The organism is Nonomuraea sp. NPDC050540 (assembly GCF_044457485.1).
GTDB lineage: Bacteria > Actinomycetota > Actinomycetes > Streptosporangiales > Streptosporangiaceae > Nonomuraea.
In genome coordinates this window covers 161078-174553 of record NZ_JBITHA010000012.1, presented here as the reverse complement: position 1 = coordinate 174553, position 13476 = coordinate 161078, and the positions used below count along the sequence as shown (strand labels likewise).

At 70.7% G+C, this 13476-nt stretch carries 15 protein-coding genes; 8 read left to right on the top strand and 7 right to left on the bottom strand.

The window, feature by feature from the left end; all coding sequences use genetic code 11:
- Positions 1-45 precede the first annotated feature (45 nt).
- Positions 46-546 (top strand): GNAT family N-acetyltransferase, encoded by a 501-nt coding sequence (locus ACIBI5_RS34970; protein WP_397252996.1) that lies wholly within the window; start codon positions 46-48, stop codon positions 544-546.
- A 3-nt stretch (positions 547-549) separates the two neighbouring features.
- On the opposite strand, the gene ACIBI5_RS34965 is transcribed toward ACIBI5_RS34970, so the two are convergent.
- The gene (locus tag ACIBI5_RS34965) at positions 550-1356 is read right to left on the bottom strand and encodes a glutamate ABC transporter substrate-binding protein (RefSeq protein ID WP_397252994.1); all 807 of its coding nucleotides are present in this window, start codon (positions 1354-1356) and stop codon (positions 550-552) included.
- A gap of 82 nt (positions 1357-1438) precedes the next feature.
- Complete coding sequence (locus tag ACIBI5_RS34960) at positions 1439-2593, bottom strand: Ig-like domain-containing protein (protein WP_397252992.1); 1155 nt, start codon at positions 2591-2593, stop codon at positions 1439-1441.
- Between the two features lie 205 nt (positions 2594-2798).
- Here ACIBI5_RS34960 and ACIBI5_RS34955 point away from each other — a divergent pair, with 205 nt between their 5' ends.
- Complete coding sequence (locus ACIBI5_RS34955; protein ID WP_397252990.1) at positions 2799-3869, top strand: acyltransferase family protein; 1071 nt, start codon at positions 2799-2801, stop codon at positions 3867-3869.
- On the opposite strand, the gene ACIBI5_RS34950 is transcribed toward ACIBI5_RS34955, so the two are convergent.
- From ACIBI5_RS34950 to ACIBI5_RS34940, 3 genes are all read right to left on the bottom strand, one after another.
- A complete protein-coding gene (locus ACIBI5_RS34950) occupies positions 3802-6051 on the bottom strand; it encodes an ATP-dependent RecD-like DNA helicase (RefSeq protein WP_397252989.1) in 2250 nt (749 codons plus the stop codon). The two genes, ACIBI5_RS34955 and ACIBI5_RS34950, sit on opposite strands and share 68 nt — an antisense overlap.
- Positions 6052-6164: 113 nt before the next feature.
- Positions 6165-6920, bottom strand: coding sequence for a DinB family protein (locus tag ACIBI5_RS34945; protein WP_397252988.1), 756 nt, complete (start codon positions 6918-6920; stop codon positions 6165-6167).
- A 76-nt stretch (positions 6921-6996) separates the two neighbouring features.
- On the bottom strand, positions 6997-7539 hold the full coding sequence (locus ACIBI5_RS34940) for a hypothetical protein (RefSeq protein WP_397252987.1): 543 nt from the start codon (positions 7537-7539) through the stop codon (positions 6997-6999).
- A 175-nt stretch (positions 7540-7714) separates the two neighbouring features.
- Here ACIBI5_RS34940 and ACIBI5_RS34935 point away from each other — a divergent pair, with 175 nt between their 5' ends.
- The 3 genes from ACIBI5_RS34935 to bla all read left to right on the top strand — a co-directional run bounded on the left by ACIBI5_RS34935 (position 7715) and on the right by bla (position 9402).
- On the top strand, positions 7715-8059 hold the full coding sequence (locus ACIBI5_RS34935) for a hypothetical protein (RefSeq protein ID WP_397252986.1): 345 nt from the start codon (positions 7715-7717) through the stop codon (positions 8057-8059).
- Positions 8060-8071: 12 nt separating this feature from the next.
- Positions 8072-8362: a hypothetical protein gene (locus ACIBI5_RS34930; protein ID WP_397252985.1), complete on the top strand. Its 291-nt coding sequence runs from the start codon at positions 8072-8074 to the stop codon at positions 8360-8362.
- 140 nt (positions 8363-8502) lie between these two features.
- On the top strand, positions 8503-9402 hold the full coding sequence (bla, locus tag ACIBI5_RS34925) for a class A beta-lactamase (RefSeq protein ID WP_397252984.1): 900 nt from the start codon (positions 8503-8505) through the stop codon (positions 9400-9402).
- A 4-nt stretch (positions 9403-9406) separates the two neighbouring features.
- On the opposite strand, the gene ACIBI5_RS34920 is transcribed toward bla, so the two are convergent.
- The gene (locus ACIBI5_RS34920) at positions 9407-10564 is read right to left on the bottom strand and encodes an MFS transporter (protein ID WP_397252983.1); all 1158 of its coding nucleotides are present in this window, start codon (positions 10562-10564) and stop codon (positions 9407-9409) included.
- Between the two features lie 20 nt (positions 10565-10584).
- On the opposite strand from ACIBI5_RS34920, the gene ACIBI5_RS34915 reads away from it, so the two are divergent.
- Both ACIBI5_RS34915 and ACIBI5_RS34910 read left to right on the top strand, forming a co-directional pair.
- Entirely contained in the window at positions 10585-11160 is a 576-nt protein-coding gene (locus ACIBI5_RS34915; protein WP_397252982.1) for a helix-turn-helix domain-containing protein, read from the top strand.
- Between the two features lie 21 nt (positions 11161-11181).
- Positions 11182-12093 (top strand): alpha/beta hydrolase family esterase, encoded by a 912-nt coding sequence (locus tag ACIBI5_RS34910; protein ID WP_397252981.1) that lies wholly within the window; start codon positions 11182-11184, stop codon positions 12091-12093.
- Here the strand turns inward: ACIBI5_RS34910 and ACIBI5_RS34905 are convergent.
- Positions 12071-12379 (bottom strand): ArsR/SmtB family transcription factor, encoded by a 309-nt coding sequence (locus ACIBI5_RS34905; RefSeq protein ID WP_397252980.1) that lies wholly within the window; start codon positions 12377-12379, stop codon positions 12071-12073. The genes ACIBI5_RS34910 and ACIBI5_RS34905 overlap by 23 nt on opposite strands.
- 65 nt (positions 12380-12444) lie before the next feature.
- On the opposite strand from ACIBI5_RS34905, the gene ACIBI5_RS34900 reads away from it, so the two are divergent.
- Positions 12445-13449 carry a zinc-dependent alcohol dehydrogenase family protein gene (locus tag ACIBI5_RS34900; protein ID WP_397252979.1) on the top strand — a complete coding sequence of 335 codons (1005 nt, stop codon included), beginning with the start codon at positions 12445-12447 and terminating at the stop codon, positions 13447-13449.
- Positions 13450-13476 lie beyond the last annotated feature (27 nt).

The following is a 13476-nucleotide window of genomic DNA, read 5'->3' as shown; positions in this document are numbered from 1 at the left end:
GGCAATATTTCCTACCTGATTTCTAGGAAATATACCCTGACGTCCATGAAGATCAGGACAGGCGGGCCACAGGACGTGGCGGCGGTACTCGGGATGTTCGACAGCGCGGTGGCCTGGCTGGTGGCCCAGGGGCGGGCCGGCCAGTGGGGCAGCGAGCCGTTCAGCGTCAACCCCCAGCGCCACGCGCAGGCGCGCGGGTGGGCCGAGGGCGACGGCATGCGGATCGCGGAGGTGGAGGGCGACCCGGCCGGGTGCCTGGTGGTGGGCGCGGCCAACCCGTATGTGGACGCGGCTCCCGAACCGGAGCTGTACGTGCAGGCCTTGGTGATCGACCGGCGCTTCTCCGGCCACGGAGTGGGCCGGGCGCTGCTGGACCGGTCGCTGCGCGAGGCCCGCGAGCGGCAGGTGAAGCTGCTGCGCGTGGACTGCTACGCCGGTGACGACGGCCGGTTGATCGCCTACTACGAGCGCTGGGGCTTCACCCGGGAGAAGCCGTTCAGCGTCGGCGCGTGGCCGGGCATGATCCTGCGCCGCGAGGTCGCCTGAGACTCACTCACACCCCTCGAACTGCGGCACCGAGGTGGTCAGCCGCAGACCCGTCGAACCGAAGCGCGCCCGCAGGAGCTTGGCCGCCGTGCCGCTCTGGTACAGGGCGGTCAGGGCCCGGTTGACCTCCTCGCACCCGGCCACGTCGCCGCGCGGCAGGGCGATGCCGTAACGCTCCTCGGTGAAGGGCGCGTTCACGATGGCGAACGCGCCCTTGTCGGCGGCGGCGAAGCCGGCGAGGATCAGGTCCCCGGTCGAGACGGCGTCCACCCGGCCCGCGCGCAGCAGGTCCACGCACGCGCTGTAGGTGGCGGCGGGGACGAGGTCGGCCATCACCCGGCGCCCCTCGACGATGCGCGAGGCCGAGATCGACCCCTTGGCCTGGCACAGCCTGCGTCCGCGCAGGTCACGCACCCCGCGGATGTCCGTGGTCCGCGCGCGCACGAGGATGTCCTGGTGGGAGACGTAGTACGGCCCGGCGAAGGTGACCTCGGCCTTGCGCTGCGGGCTGATGGAGAAGGTGGCGATCACCATGTCCACCTCGCCGGAGTTCAGCTTGTCCTCGCGCCCCTCGGAGGTGGTCGGGACGAAGGTGACCTTCTTCCCCAGACGGGCCGCCACATAGGAGGCGACATCCACGTCGAACCCCTCGAACCTCCCGCCCGCGGTCTTGAACCCGAGGCCGGGCTGGTCCGGTTTCACCGCGACGACCAGCTCGTCCTTGTCCAAAATCGACGCCGGGCCGCCGGTCTGCGTGCCGCATCCGGCCGCCGCCAGCGCCGCGGCGAGCAGGACGATCTTGCCTCTCATCCCACCGGAGCGTAGGCACCGGCCGTGAACGGCGCGTGAACGCCCGGTGGCGCCTACGGCACCGCTGCGGGTATGGCGGCGATCACGCCTTGCCGTGCAGGGCGCTGCCCTTCTTCCACTGCTTGAACGACATCTGCCAGTAGCCCCAGCCGTTGTTCCACTCCAGCTCGCGGTTGGTGCCGACGATGTCGACGACGTCACCGCGCTGCATGGTGTCGTGGAACCACCTGGCCTGGTCGGGCCGGGAGTTGATGCAGCCGTGGCTGACGTTGCGCACGCCCTGTGCCCAGACGTTGTTCTTGGCGTGGACGTACTCGCCGGAGTTGGAGATGCGCACCGCGTGGTTGATCATCACGTCGTAGTAGCCCGGGTCGCCCTTCTTGCGGCCGGGGGAGATCATGCGCACCGGATTGCCACGCTCCATCGTCAGATGGATGCCCGAGGTGGTCGTGTACTCGCGGGTGGTGGCCATGCCGGCGCTGATGCGCATGGTCTGCTTGCGCTTGCCGTCGACGTAGACGTACATCATCTTCTTGCGGGTGTCGATCTTGCTGATCTGCTTGGCGCCGATCCGCAGCGTGGTCTCGTGGTCCTTGCCGCCGTACAGGCCCTTGCCGCCCTTGATGCCCTCGATGTCGGCGTGGAACTTGATCTTCTGGTGCGCCGGCCAGTACTTGGCGGTGCGGTAGATCACGTAGGTGTCGTCGATCCAGCGCCAGGCGCCCTCGACGGGCTTTTCCGCCTCGACCTTCAGCGCGGCCTCGACGCTCGCCTTGTCCTTGATCGGCTGGTCGAAGCGGACCATGATCGGCGCCCCCACGCCGATCTTCTCGCCCTTGGCGTTGGGCGTGACGTCCACGACCTTGAACACCCGCTCCGGCTTCAGCGTCTTGAACGCGCTGGCGGCCTGGGTGACCCCCGACTTGGCGGTGACGTTGTAGTCGGTGGACGGCTTGAGCGGGCTCTTGGAGACCCAGCGCGTCTTGTCGGCGCTGAACTTGCCCTCGAGCTGCTCGGCCCCGGCCTGCACCACGACCTCGTCCAGCACGCCCCCGGCCGCCTCGACCACGACCTTCTTGTCCGGGCTCACCTTGGCGCTGCCCTGCTCGGGCGTGATCGTGATGACCGGCGCCTGCGGCGTCGTCGCCGCCTGGCCGGGCTTGCCCTGCTGCCCCGGGCCGGCCGGAGCGCCGCCCGAACACGACGCCGTCAACGCGGCGGCCGCCAGCAGCGCCACGCCCGCCGCGGGTCTCCTCCAACCGGGCACAGTACTCACAACGGACCTCTCCCCCATTTACCTAAAACAACTCTCAAAACCTTAATGCTCCTGCATGTATGACGCAGATTCATTCGGGAGAGTTCGGTCACATTTCGATCACTCAGTGACGTCAAGCGCAGGTCAAGAACAGGTCAACCCCGCTGGTACGGCGTACCCTGACCGGATGCTCTCCCCCGGACCGCAAAGGATTGGCAAACGACTCGCGTGGCTCGACGCGCTGCGCGGGCTGGCGGCCGTCCTGGTGGTCTACGAGCACGCCGTCGCCGGCCTCTCACCCTCCGTGCACGCCGCCGGCGGCGCCTGGTTCGCCGCCGGCTGGTGCGGCGTCATGGTGTTCTTCCTGGCCAGCGGCTACATTGTGCCCGCCTCGCTGGAACGCCGCGGCGAGGTGCGCGCGTTCTGGATCGGCCGCGTCTTCCGCCTCTACCCGCTGTGGGCGCTGTGCATGGCCGGCGCGCTGGTGCTGCTGCCCGTCACCGGCTCCCCGCTGGCCCACCTCAGCATGCTGCAGGACCTGCTCGGCACCCCGAGCGCGGTCAGCGTGCTCTGGACCCTGTCCTACGAGATGGCCTTCTACCTGCTGGTCACCGCCCTGTTCACGCTCGGCGCGCACCGGCGCAGCGCCGAGATCGCGCTGGGGCTGGCCGCCGTCGCGCTGGCCGGCGCGGCGCTGCTGCCCACCGGCGCCCTCACGGGCGCCTCCCTGCTCGCGCTGGCCGTCATCGCCGCCGGCCTGGCCGCCGTCCTGGGCGGCGACGGTCCGGTACGGCAGGCCGGCGCGGCCGTCCTCCTCGTGGCGGTCACCGCCCTGCTGGCCTTCAACGGCCGGTTGCCCGCCTGGCAGAGCCTCATCGTCGTGGCCACGATGTTCTCCGGAACCGCCCTGTACCGGGCCGAGCAGGGGCAGATCACCTGGGCCAGGGCGTGGATCGTGCTGGCCGTACCGGTGGCCGGGGTGCTGCTGTCACCGGGCACCAACCTCAAGACCGCCTTCGTGGCCGCCTGGGCGATCTTCCTGGCCGGGATGGCGCTGCGCGGGCGGGGCGTGCCGTACGTGCTGAGCTGGCTTGGACTGGTCAGCTACTCGGTCTACCTGCTGCACCCGCTGCTGCTGCGGGTGATGCCGGCGCTGTGGGCGGTGCCGGCCACGTTCGCGCTCAGCGCGCTCACCTGGCGCTGGGTGGAAGCGCCCGCCCAGCGTCTGGGCCGGCGGCTGGTGTCAGCCGGTGGGTGAGCCCGGTGTGGCGCCGGCCCGCGCCGCGGGTACGCACCGCCTGGGCCAGCGCCCGGCGTGAGCCCACGATGACCACGAGCTTCTTGGCCCGGGTGATGGCGGTGTAGAGCAGGTTGCGCTGCAGCATCATCCATGCGCTGGTCGCCAGCGGCACCACCACGCACGGGTACTCGCTGCCCTGCGAGCGGTGGATGGAGACCGCGTAGGCGTGGGCCAGCTCGTCCAGCTCGTCGAAGGAGTAGTCGACGCTCTCGTCCTCGTCGGTGAGCACCGTCAGCTGGTGCTCATCCGGCGAGATCGCCTCCACGACGCCGACCGTGCCGTTGAACACCCCCGCGGCGCCCTTGTCGTAGTTGTTGCGCAGCTGGGTGACCTTGTCGCCGACGCGGAAGACCCGGCCGCCGTAGCGGCGTTCGGGCAGGTCCTCGCGCGAGGGGGTCAGCGCCTCCTGCAGGGCGATGTTGAGCGCGCCCGCGCCGGCGGCGCCGCGGTGCATGGGCGCCAGGACCTGCACGTCGCGGCGCGGGTTGAGGCCGAACTTGCGGGGGATGCGGCGGGCCACCACGTCCACGGTGAGCTGGGCGATCTCCTCGGGCTCCTCGCAGGGGAACAGGAAGAAGTCCTTCATGCCCTCCAGGACCGGGTGCTTGCCGGAGTTGACCCGGTGGGCGTTGACGACCACGCCGGACTCGGCGGCCTGGCGGAAGATCTGCGTCAGCCGTACGCGCGGGATCTCCTCGGCGGCGAGCAGGTCCTTGAGCACCTCGCCCGCGCCGACCGAGGGCAGCTGGTCGACGTCGCCGACGAACAGCAGGTGCGCGCCCGGCGCGATCGCCTTGACGAGCTTGTTGGCCAGCAGCAGGTCCAGCATCGAGGCCTCGTCGACCACCACCAGGTCGGCGTCGAGAGGGTTGTCGCGGTCATAGGTGGCCTCGCCGCCCGGACGCAGCTGCAGCAGCCGGTGGACGGTGGTGGCCTCGTGGCCGGTCAGCTCGGCCAGGCGCTTGGCGGCGCGGCCGGTAGGGGCGGCCAGGATGACGCGGGCGCGCTTGGCCCGCGCCAGCAGCACGATGGAGCGCACGGTGAAGCTCTTGCCGCAGCCGGGCCCGCCGGTCAGCACCGCGACCTTCTCCGTCAGCGCCAGCCGTACCGCCTGACGCTGCTCGGCGGCCAGTTCCGCGCCGGTCTGGCCGTGCAGCCACTGTTCGGCGCGTTCCCAGTCGACGTCGGCGAAGGCCTTGAGCCGGTCGTGGCCGCCTCGCAGCAGCGAGGTCAGGCCGCCGGCCAGGGACAGTTCGGCGCGGTGGAAGGGCACCAGGTAGATCGCCGGGACGGTGTTGTCCCCGGCCGGGATCTCCTCGCGCACCACCTCCTCGGCGGCCACCGACTCCTCCAGGCAGGCGGCGACCAGTTCGGCGGGCACGTCGAGGATCTTGACGGCGTCGCCGACGAGGTTGGGGGCGGGCAGGTAGCAGTGCCCGTCGTCGGCGGCCTGGGACAGGGTGTAGCGCAGGCCCGCCTTGACGCGTTCCGGGCTGTCGTGGGGGATGCCGACCGCCTGGGCGATGGTGTCGGCCGTCTTGAACCCGATGCCCCAGACATCATCCGCCAACCGATACGGCTGGCTCTTCACCACTTCCACCGATTTATCGCCATATTGCTTGAAGATGCGGACGGCGATCGAGGTGGAGACCCCGACTCCCTGAAGGAAGATCATCACTTCCTTGATGACCTTCTGCTCCTCCCACGCGGCGCCGATCATCTTGGTCCGCTTGGGCCCGAGCCCCGGCACCTCGACCAGCCGCTCGGGCTCGTTCTCGATCACATCCAGCGTGTCGGTGCCGAAGTGCCCGACGATCCGCTCGGCCATCTTGGGCCCGATCCCCTTGATCAGCCCGGACCCCAGATACCGCTGGATCCCCTGGATGGTCGCCGGCAGGACCGTACTGTAGGACCAGACCTCGAACTGCTTGCCGTAGCGCGGATGCGACGTCCACCGCCCGGTCAGCCGCAGCGACTCCCCGACCTGCGCCCCCAGCAGCGGCCCCACCACGGTGAGCAACTCACTGCCCGACCGCTCGGTCGCGACCCGCGCGATGGTGTAGCCCGTCTCCTCATTGGCATAGGTCACCCGTTCCAGCACGGCTTCAAGGACGCTGCCGGGCGGACGATCAGGTGCCATGCGGGTATTCTGCCGCAGCCCCGGCCCTCCCCGGCGCACAGTCGCACCCCGCCCTCACCACCGGACCCTCCCAGGACGTCGGGCCCGCCGCCCGCGCCCCGGCTCCAGCCGGTTCAGGCACCGGCCTCGAGCACGGCGAGGTCGCGCACCGCGTAACGGTGATGCTCGGCCTCCTCCTTCAGCACCACCTTGAGGCAGCGGCGCACGACGTACTCCTGGTCGGGATACGGGTCCGCCGGCCTGCGGCCGCACACCCGGTCGAGCTCGGCCTCGGTGAGCCCGTCGACGACCCGCCGCATCGTGGCCATGCGGGCGCGCCGCGGCGCGAGCACCTCGCCGAGCGTCGGGGTGGCTTCGAGGGTGAGACCGAGCTTGGCCGCCGCCTCGGGCGACATCCCGCCGTGAGGCAGGCCCAACGGGTGGTACGGCGCCTCCTCCTCCAGCACGGCATTGCCGAGCCAGGCATCGCCGGCCATCAGCAGGTGCCGTTGGGCCTCGACGAACGACCACTCGCCGTTGACCCGCTCGTGCAGCTTGGCCTCGGGCAGCAGCCCGGCGCGGTCGAGTGTCGCCGCCCACAGCGTCTCGATGGCCTCCCAGGCGGCCCGGTAGTCGTCGGGGGACGCGGCGTCACGCGCCAGCACCCGCGTGGGGTGCAGCCGGTCGAGTTCGGCCTCGACGTAGGCGGTCACGTCGACGTCGTTGACCACGACACGCTCGAAGGCGCCTCCGAGGTAGACGTCGCCCCCATAGCAGTCGACGATCTTCAGGCCGCTGACCTCGCAGTCGCGGATCTCGAGACCGGCAAGGTCGCACAGGTGGATGCGGGCACCACGGAACTGGTCGCTGTGGGCATATTCAGCAGCCATCGAGGCAGTCTCCCGCACCCGTCCCGCCCGCGCCACCATCGCGGCATGCTCCCCGCACCTGAGTGTGCCGCCCAGATCAGTGCACGGTGAGGAAGACCAACTGGGCCGAAGGCGTCAGGCCGCTGTCGAGCGGTTCGTAACGCGCGCGGAGCATGTATTGCGCCGGAGGAAGGCTCACGGTCGTGTAGCTGGCCGATCCCGAGTTGAGCCGGATGCGCTTCAGGTCCACCTGTCCCAGGCTTCCGAACAATTCGAAGATCGCATCCCCGTTCGCGGGAACGCCGCTATGAGAAACGACGGCCCCCCATCGGGTGCGTGAACCCGCGGGCGCCTCGTACTGAAACGGCCCCGTGAACGTCGCCCTGGCCGTCGTCGGCGGCTGGGGCTCTTCGGGAGTGAGGTTGGTCATCGTGATCGTGGTGACGAACTGCGCGAACTGCGCGACGTAGGGGTGCTGGAGTTTGAAAAGCTCCCAGTCCTCCACGGTGGGCGTTCCCCTGAAGACCGCCGCGGTGTGGTCCTGTACGGCCGCCATCTTCGCGTCCAGCGGCCATTGGTGGAACGGGACGTTCTGCCGGGCCAGTTCGCGCCAGTCGGACATGTTCTTTACCGCCTTCATTCAGCGATCGCGGCTGCCTGCCACCTCCATGTCTTCCCTGCGCCCGGCGTCCTATGGACGCCTTTCCGTCCAGAGGCGGTCAAGTTTCGGGATGCCGTGGGCCTCAGCGGATCCTCAACACGTTCTCAACATCGGCCGCCCTACCTTTCGCTCCATCAAAGGAGAGGAAGGCGACATGAGAGTGAAGCTGTTCGGATCGCTCGCGGCCACCTCCATCGCCGTGGGACTGCTCGCCAGCGTGCCGGCGCACGCCGCGGGCGTCTCCGGCGCGGGATCCGCCGCTACGTCGGCCACCGCGGCCTTCTCGGCGCTGGGTACGGCCCCGGCCTGCGTCGCGCGCTACGTCAGCACGTTCCACAAAACAATCATCCTGCGCAACACCTGCAACAAGAAGATGTGGGTCAAGGTGATCATCAAGCGCGGCCCCGACAGCCCCTGCTACGGCATGGGCAAGGGCAGCGTCAGGGCCTGGAAGTGGGGCACGCCGCTGTCCAGCTACGACAAGACCGTCACCTGCTGAAAGGGCGAAGTCATGAACAGAAGGTTCCGCATCGGCGCGGCCGCGTTCGTCGCCGTCGCCGCCCTCGGGCTCAGCGCGCCCGCGGCGGTCCAGGCGGCTCCGCAGCCCGCGGCCGCGGCGGCCTCCGTCCAGATGGCCCGCTGGGTCACCTACGGGCACTACCCGACGAAGTGGCAGTGCAAGGCCGCCGGGAAGTTCTACACGACCGGCAAGAAGCTGGCCAAGGAGTACCGGTGTGTACGGAAGGTCAAGATCGGTCCCTTCAAGACCTACCGTCTTGATCTGCTGATCACCTGGCTCTGATCGTGCCGGCGCGCCCATGGACCTGTGGTGATATCTCACTGGATATGGGTGCGCCGACGATATCGCTATTGGACAGGGCGACGCCTTGCCTGTTTGGCTCCTGCCGTTCAGTCAAGCGATCAGCAAGGAAATCACGCCCTATGCGCATCTCTCGTATCTCAGCCGGTCTCGCGCTGGCCGCCGCGCTCCTGGCCGGTGGTGTGACGACGGCGCCGGCCGTACAGGCGAAGGAGTCGCCGGAGGCCAGCGCGCGCAAGGAACTGCGCGCGCTGGAGGTGGCCTTCGGCGGCCGCATCGGCGCCTTTGCGATCGACACGGGCAGCGGCAGGACGTTCGGTTACCGGGCGGGTGAGAGGTTCCCGCTGCTGTCGACGTTCAAGGCGCCGTTGTGCGGGGCGGCGCTGCACCGGGCGCGCACCGTCGAACCCGGGCTGATGGAGAAGGTGGTGAAGTGGACGAAGGCGGATCTTAAGCCCAACTCCCCGACCACCGAGAAGCATGTCGAGGACGGGCTGACGGTCGCGCAGCTGTGCGAGGCGACCATCACGCTGAGCGACAACACCGCCGGCAACATGGTGCTCAAGCAGATCGGCGGCCCGTCCGGCCTGACCCGGTACTTCCGCACGCTGAAGGACCCGATCTCCCGCCTGGACCGCTGGGAGACCGAGCTCAACGACTGGAACCCGAAGGAGCGGCGCGACACCACCACGCCCGCGGCCATCTCACGCGACATGGTCAAGCTCACCGCGGGCAAGGCGCTGCACCCCAAGGACCGCGAGCGGCTGAACGGCTGGCTGATCGCGACCAAGACCGGTGACGAGCGCATCCGCGCCGGCCTGCCCAAGTCCTGGCTCATCGGCGACAAGACCGGCACCAACACCGAGATCGGCGCCGGCAACGACATCGCGGTCGCCTGGCCGGGCAAGTCGGGCGCGCCGATCATCATCTCCGTCTACACCAACCGGGACCAGCCCTCGGTCGACAACACGGTGATCGCGAAGACGGCGACCATCCTGGCCCGCGCGCTGAGCAGGATCTGACCGCTCACGTGCCGGGGTCGCCCGGCACGAGCGTGGCCAGAGCGGCCACGCAGAAGAGCGCGGCCAGGATCGCCCACGTCAGCCCGCCCACGGCCTGCAGCAAGCCGGTGACCAGGAGCGGGCCGAGCACATAGCGGCCGAACGAGCGGCCCATGCCGAACGCCGCGAGGTACTCCGCGCGGCGTTCGCCGGGGGCCAGCGCGTACGACAGGGTCCAGGCCGCGGCCACCACCGCGATCTCGCCGACCGTCAGCACCACGATCGCCACCGGGAACCAGGACGCCCAGAACGCCAGGCAGGCGGCCGCCAGCGCGACGGCGCCCGCCACCTGGCAGCGCCTGGCCGCCTTGACCGAGGCGGTGAACCGGGCGGAAGGCACCATGAGCGCCACGCCCAGCACCGTGTTGATCGCGTACAGCGGCCCGATCCAGGCTCGTGGCACCTGCCCGTCGGCGATCAGCCACAGCGGGAAACCCAGGTTCAGTATCGGCAGCCACAACTGCAGCACGGTGTCGATGCCGGCGAAGGCCAGCAGCCGGCGGTCGCGCAGGGCGAGCGAGCGCCGGACGGGGGCGGGCGCGGGGGCGGGCGCGGGGGTGCCGCGCCGGCCGATCGTGCGGACCAGCAGCGCGGTCAGCAGGTACGCCAGCGCGTTGACCAGCAACGTCACCTGAAAGGCCGAGCGTCCGGAGGCTCCGGTCAGCAGCCCGCCGAGCGGCCCGCCGATGCTGATCCCGATGTTGGCGATCGCGCGATAGGCGGCCATGACGCGCCCCCGCTGTTCCTCATCGGCCAGTTCCCCCACGAACGCCTGGGTCAGCGCCGCGATCGCCTGGTCGGCCACGGTGACCACGGTCACGGCGGCCACGAAGCCCCCGAACTCCCCCACGACCGCGTACGCGGCGGTGCCGCCGGCCCGCACCAGGTGCAGCGCCACCAGCATGCGGCGTACCCCGACCCGGTCGGCCAGCCGTCCGAGCGGCGTCGCAGCGGCCATGGCCACGCATCCGGCCGCCCCCATACCGAGCCCGACCTGGGCGATGGTCAGGCCGACGAGCTGGGTGAAGTACACGACGGAGAAGGCCAGGAACAACCCGGCGCCCAGATAGTCGACCAGCCCCGACACGAGTAACCGGCGAACAGATGCACTATATTGCGCCATAGACGCAATATAGTGTGTACATGGATCCCGCAGAGCCGATCAGCCGCGCGCTCGCCGCCAACCTCCGCGCGGCCCGGCAGGCCCGCGGCTGGCGGCTGGAGGACCTGGCCGCACGTTCGGGGGTCAGCCGCGGCATGCTCCAGCAGATCGAGACCGGCCGGACCAATCCGAGCATCGCCACCCTCGCCCGGATCTGCTCCACGCTGGGCGTCTCCGTCGGCCGCCTCGTCGAGCCGCCGGAGGAACTGGGCCACGTGGTGCGCGCCGCGGAGGTGGCGATCCGCCCCGCCGGAGCCGGCGGGCGGGCGCGGCTGCTCATCAACGACGGGCGGGCCGAGTTGTGGGACTTCCTCATCGCGCCGGGCGAGGAGGTGCGCTCCCCCGGCCACCCCGAGGGCACCGGCGAGCTTCTGCACGTCAACACGGGAGAGCTGGCGGTGACGGTGGGCGGAGCGGCGTTCTCGCTCGGGCCCGGCGACGCGCTGCGGATGCGCGGGGACCGGCCGCACGTCTACGCCAACCCGGGCGCCGAGCCGGTGCGCTTCACGATGACGGTCATCTACGGCGGCAGGCAGGATCCCCGGTTCGCCACCTGAAAGCCGTGTGATGATCGGTGGATGGTGAGACGGGTCCTCTGCGCGCTGCCGGCCGTACTCCTGACGGCTGCCTGCACGAGCAGCCCCGCCCCGCCCGCCCCCACCGCCAAGGCCGAGTGCGTGCTGAAGCCGGGACGGCACAGCCTGCGCTTCGCCGGCGAGGAACGCACCTACCTGCTGTCACTACCCGGCAAGGGCAAGGGCCCCTGGCCGATGGTGCTGAACCTGCACGGCCTCGGCTCCAACGCCGGCCGCCAGGCGGAGAAGAGCCGCCTGCCCGAGGCCGGCGCCGCGCGCGGGTACGCGGTGGTCACCCCGCAGGTGGCCCGCTACCGCATGGCCTGGACGCTGCCCGGCTACTACGGCCCCGACGACACCGGCTTCCTGACCGCGCTGCTCGACAAGCTCGTCGCCTCGGGATGCGCGGACAAGGACCGGCAGTTCGCCGCCGGCATGAGCTACGGCGCCGGGATGGCCATGGCGCTGGTCTGCGCGATGAAGGGCCGGCTGGCCGCCGTCGCGCCGGTGGGCGGGCTCACCATCGTGCCGCCCTGCGAGGAGGCGGCGCCCACCACGATCGTGGCCTTCCACGGCACCGGCGACGGCACCGTCCCCTACCGGGGCGGGCATCCGTTCTCGCGGGCGCCCTCGCGGCTGCGGACCCTGGCCAAGCTGGTACGGCTGGCCTCGGTGGAAGGCGCCGCCCGGCGGTGGGCGCGCATCATGGGCTGCGCCGAGCCCGCCACCTCCAAGGTCAGGACCGGCGTACGGCTGCGCACCTGGAAGGACTGCCGTCACCGGGCGAGCCTGCGGCTGTACACGATCGGCGGCGCCGGGCACGTGTGGCCACGCCCGGACGGCGGCCGGCGCATCGATGCGGCCGGGCTGATCCTGGACGCCTTCGACGCCGTCAGCGTCCGGCGGGGCGGGTGATGAGGGCGTCGATCAGGCCGGGGAAGGCGTCGTCGAGCTCGGCCCTGCGCAGGGTGTTCATGCGCGAGGTGCCGACGTAGTACTGCCGGATCAGGCCCGCCTCGCGCAGCACGTTGAAGTGGTGGGTGGCGGTGGACTTGCTGACCGGGATGTCGAACGCGCCGCATTTGATGTCCTGGCCGGAGGCGTCGAGCTGGGTGACGATGCTGCGCCGTACCGGATCGACGAGGGCTTCGAGCACCTGCTGGAGGTCGAAGGTGTCGGGGTGGGGCGGGGTGCGGGCCATGGCCCCATAGTACGACAGACATCGAAGTTTGACAGCCATCGTACTTCTGTTCCACAGTGGTGGCCATGACGAGAACGGTGCGTTTCCACGAGATCGGCGGCCCCGAGGTGATGCGGCTGGAGGACGTCGATCCCGGGGAGCCGGGGCCCGGCGAGGTGCTCCTGCGGGTGGAGGCGATCGGCGTCAACCGGGCGGAGGCGTTGTTCCGCGGCGGCCACTACATCGAGCCGGTCAAGGAACTGCCCGCGCGGCTCGGGGCCGAGGCCGCAGGGGTGATCGAGGCGGTCGGGCCACCAGCCGGGCCGCACGCGGCGGGGTTCGCCGCCGGGCAGGCGGTCAGCGTGGTGCCCGCCTTCTCCGCCAACGACTACGGCGTCTACGCCGAACGGGCCATCGTGCCCGCCGCGGCGCTGGTGCACCGCCCCGCGGACGTGGACGCGATCTCCGGCGCGGCCGTCTGGATGCCCTACGTCACCGCCTACGGCGCGCTGGTCGAGGTGGGCGGCCTGCGGGCCGGGGACACGGTGGTGATCAACGCGGCGTCCAGCAGCGTCGGGCTGGCCGCGATCCACACCGCGCTGCGCGTGGGCGCCGTCCCCGTCGCCGTGACCCGCACCGGCGCCAAGCGGGAGCGGCTCATCGAGGAGGGCGCGGCCGAGGTGATCGTCTCCGAGCAGGACGTGGCCGGGCGCGTGCTGGAGCTGACCGCCGGCCGCGGCGCCGAGTACGTCTTCGACGCCGTCGCCGGCCCCGGCGTCACCGACCTGGCCAGAGCCGTCGCCCCCGGCGGCACCCACTTCCTGTACGGCGCGCTGAGCGGCCTGCCCACGCCCTACCCGGGCTTCGACCTGGGCATGCCCGCCCTGAACCTGCGTACGTACACGATGATGGAGACGACCAGGGACCCGCGCCGGCTCGCCAGGGCCATCGCCTTCGTCGGCGCGGGCCTGCGCGCCGGCGCCTTCCGCCCGGTCGTCGACCGCGTCTTCCCGCTGGAGGAGATCGTGGCCGCGCACCGTCACATGGAGTCCGGAACCCGGTTCGGCAAGATCGTGGTGACCACCGGCTGATGGGCCTTCCGGCGCGACGGCCGGGGC

Bases quoted from the DNA above. Each gene is read 5' to 3' on its own strand.
- ACIBI5_RS34970 (WP_397252996.1), top strand. From the start codon at position 46: ATGAAGATCAGGACAGGCGGGCCACAGGACGTGGCGGCGGTACTCGGG.
- ACIBI5_RS34965 (WP_397252994.1), bottom strand. From the start codon at position 1,356: ATGAGAGGCAAGATCGTCCTGCTCGCCGCGGCGCTGGCGGCGGCCGGA.
- ACIBI5_RS34955 (WP_397252990.1), top strand. From the start codon at position 2,799: ATGCTCTCCCCCGGACCGCAAAGGATTGGCAAACGACTCGCGTGGCTC.
- ACIBI5_RS34950 (WP_397252989.1), bottom strand. From the start codon at position 6,051: ATGGCACCTGATCGTCCGCCCGGCAGCGTCCTTGAAGCCGTGCTGGAA.
- ACIBI5_RS34945 (WP_397252988.1), bottom strand. From the start codon at position 6,920: ATGGCTGCTGAATATGCCCACAGCGACCAGTTCCGTGGTGCCCGCATC.
- ACIBI5_RS34940 (WP_397252987.1), bottom strand. From the start codon at position 7,539: ATGAAGGCGGTAAAGAACATGTCCGACTGGCGCGAACTGGCCCGGCAG.
- ACIBI5_RS34935 (WP_397252986.1), top strand. From the start codon at position 7,715: ATGAGAGTGAAGCTGTTCGGATCGCTCGCGGCCACCTCCATCGCCGTG.
- ACIBI5_RS34930 (WP_397252985.1), top strand. From the start codon at position 8,072: ATGAACAGAAGGTTCCGCATCGGCGCGGCCGCGTTCGTCGCCGTCGCC.
- bla (WP_397252984.1), top strand. From the start codon at position 8,503: ATGCGCATCTCTCGTATCTCAGCCGGTCTCGCGCTGGCCGCCGCGCTC.
- ACIBI5_RS34920 (WP_397252983.1), bottom strand. From the start codon at position 10,564: ATGGCGCAATATAGTGCATCTGTTCGCCGGTTACTCGTGTCGGGGCTG.
- ACIBI5_RS34915 (WP_397252982.1), top strand. From the start codon at position 10,585: ATGGATCCCGCAGAGCCGATCAGCCGCGCGCTCGCCGCCAACCTCCGC.
- ACIBI5_RS34910 (WP_397252981.1), top strand. From the start codon at position 11,182: ATGGTGAGACGGGTCCTCTGCGCGCTGCCGGCCGTACTCCTGACGGCT.
- ACIBI5_RS34905 (WP_397252980.1), bottom strand. From the start codon at position 12,379: ATGGCCCGCACCCCGCCCCACCCCGACACCTTCGACCTCCAGCAGGTG.
- ACIBI5_RS34900 (WP_397252979.1), top strand. From the start codon at position 12,445: ATGACGAGAACGGTGCGTTTCCACGAGATCGGCGGCCCCGAGGTGATG.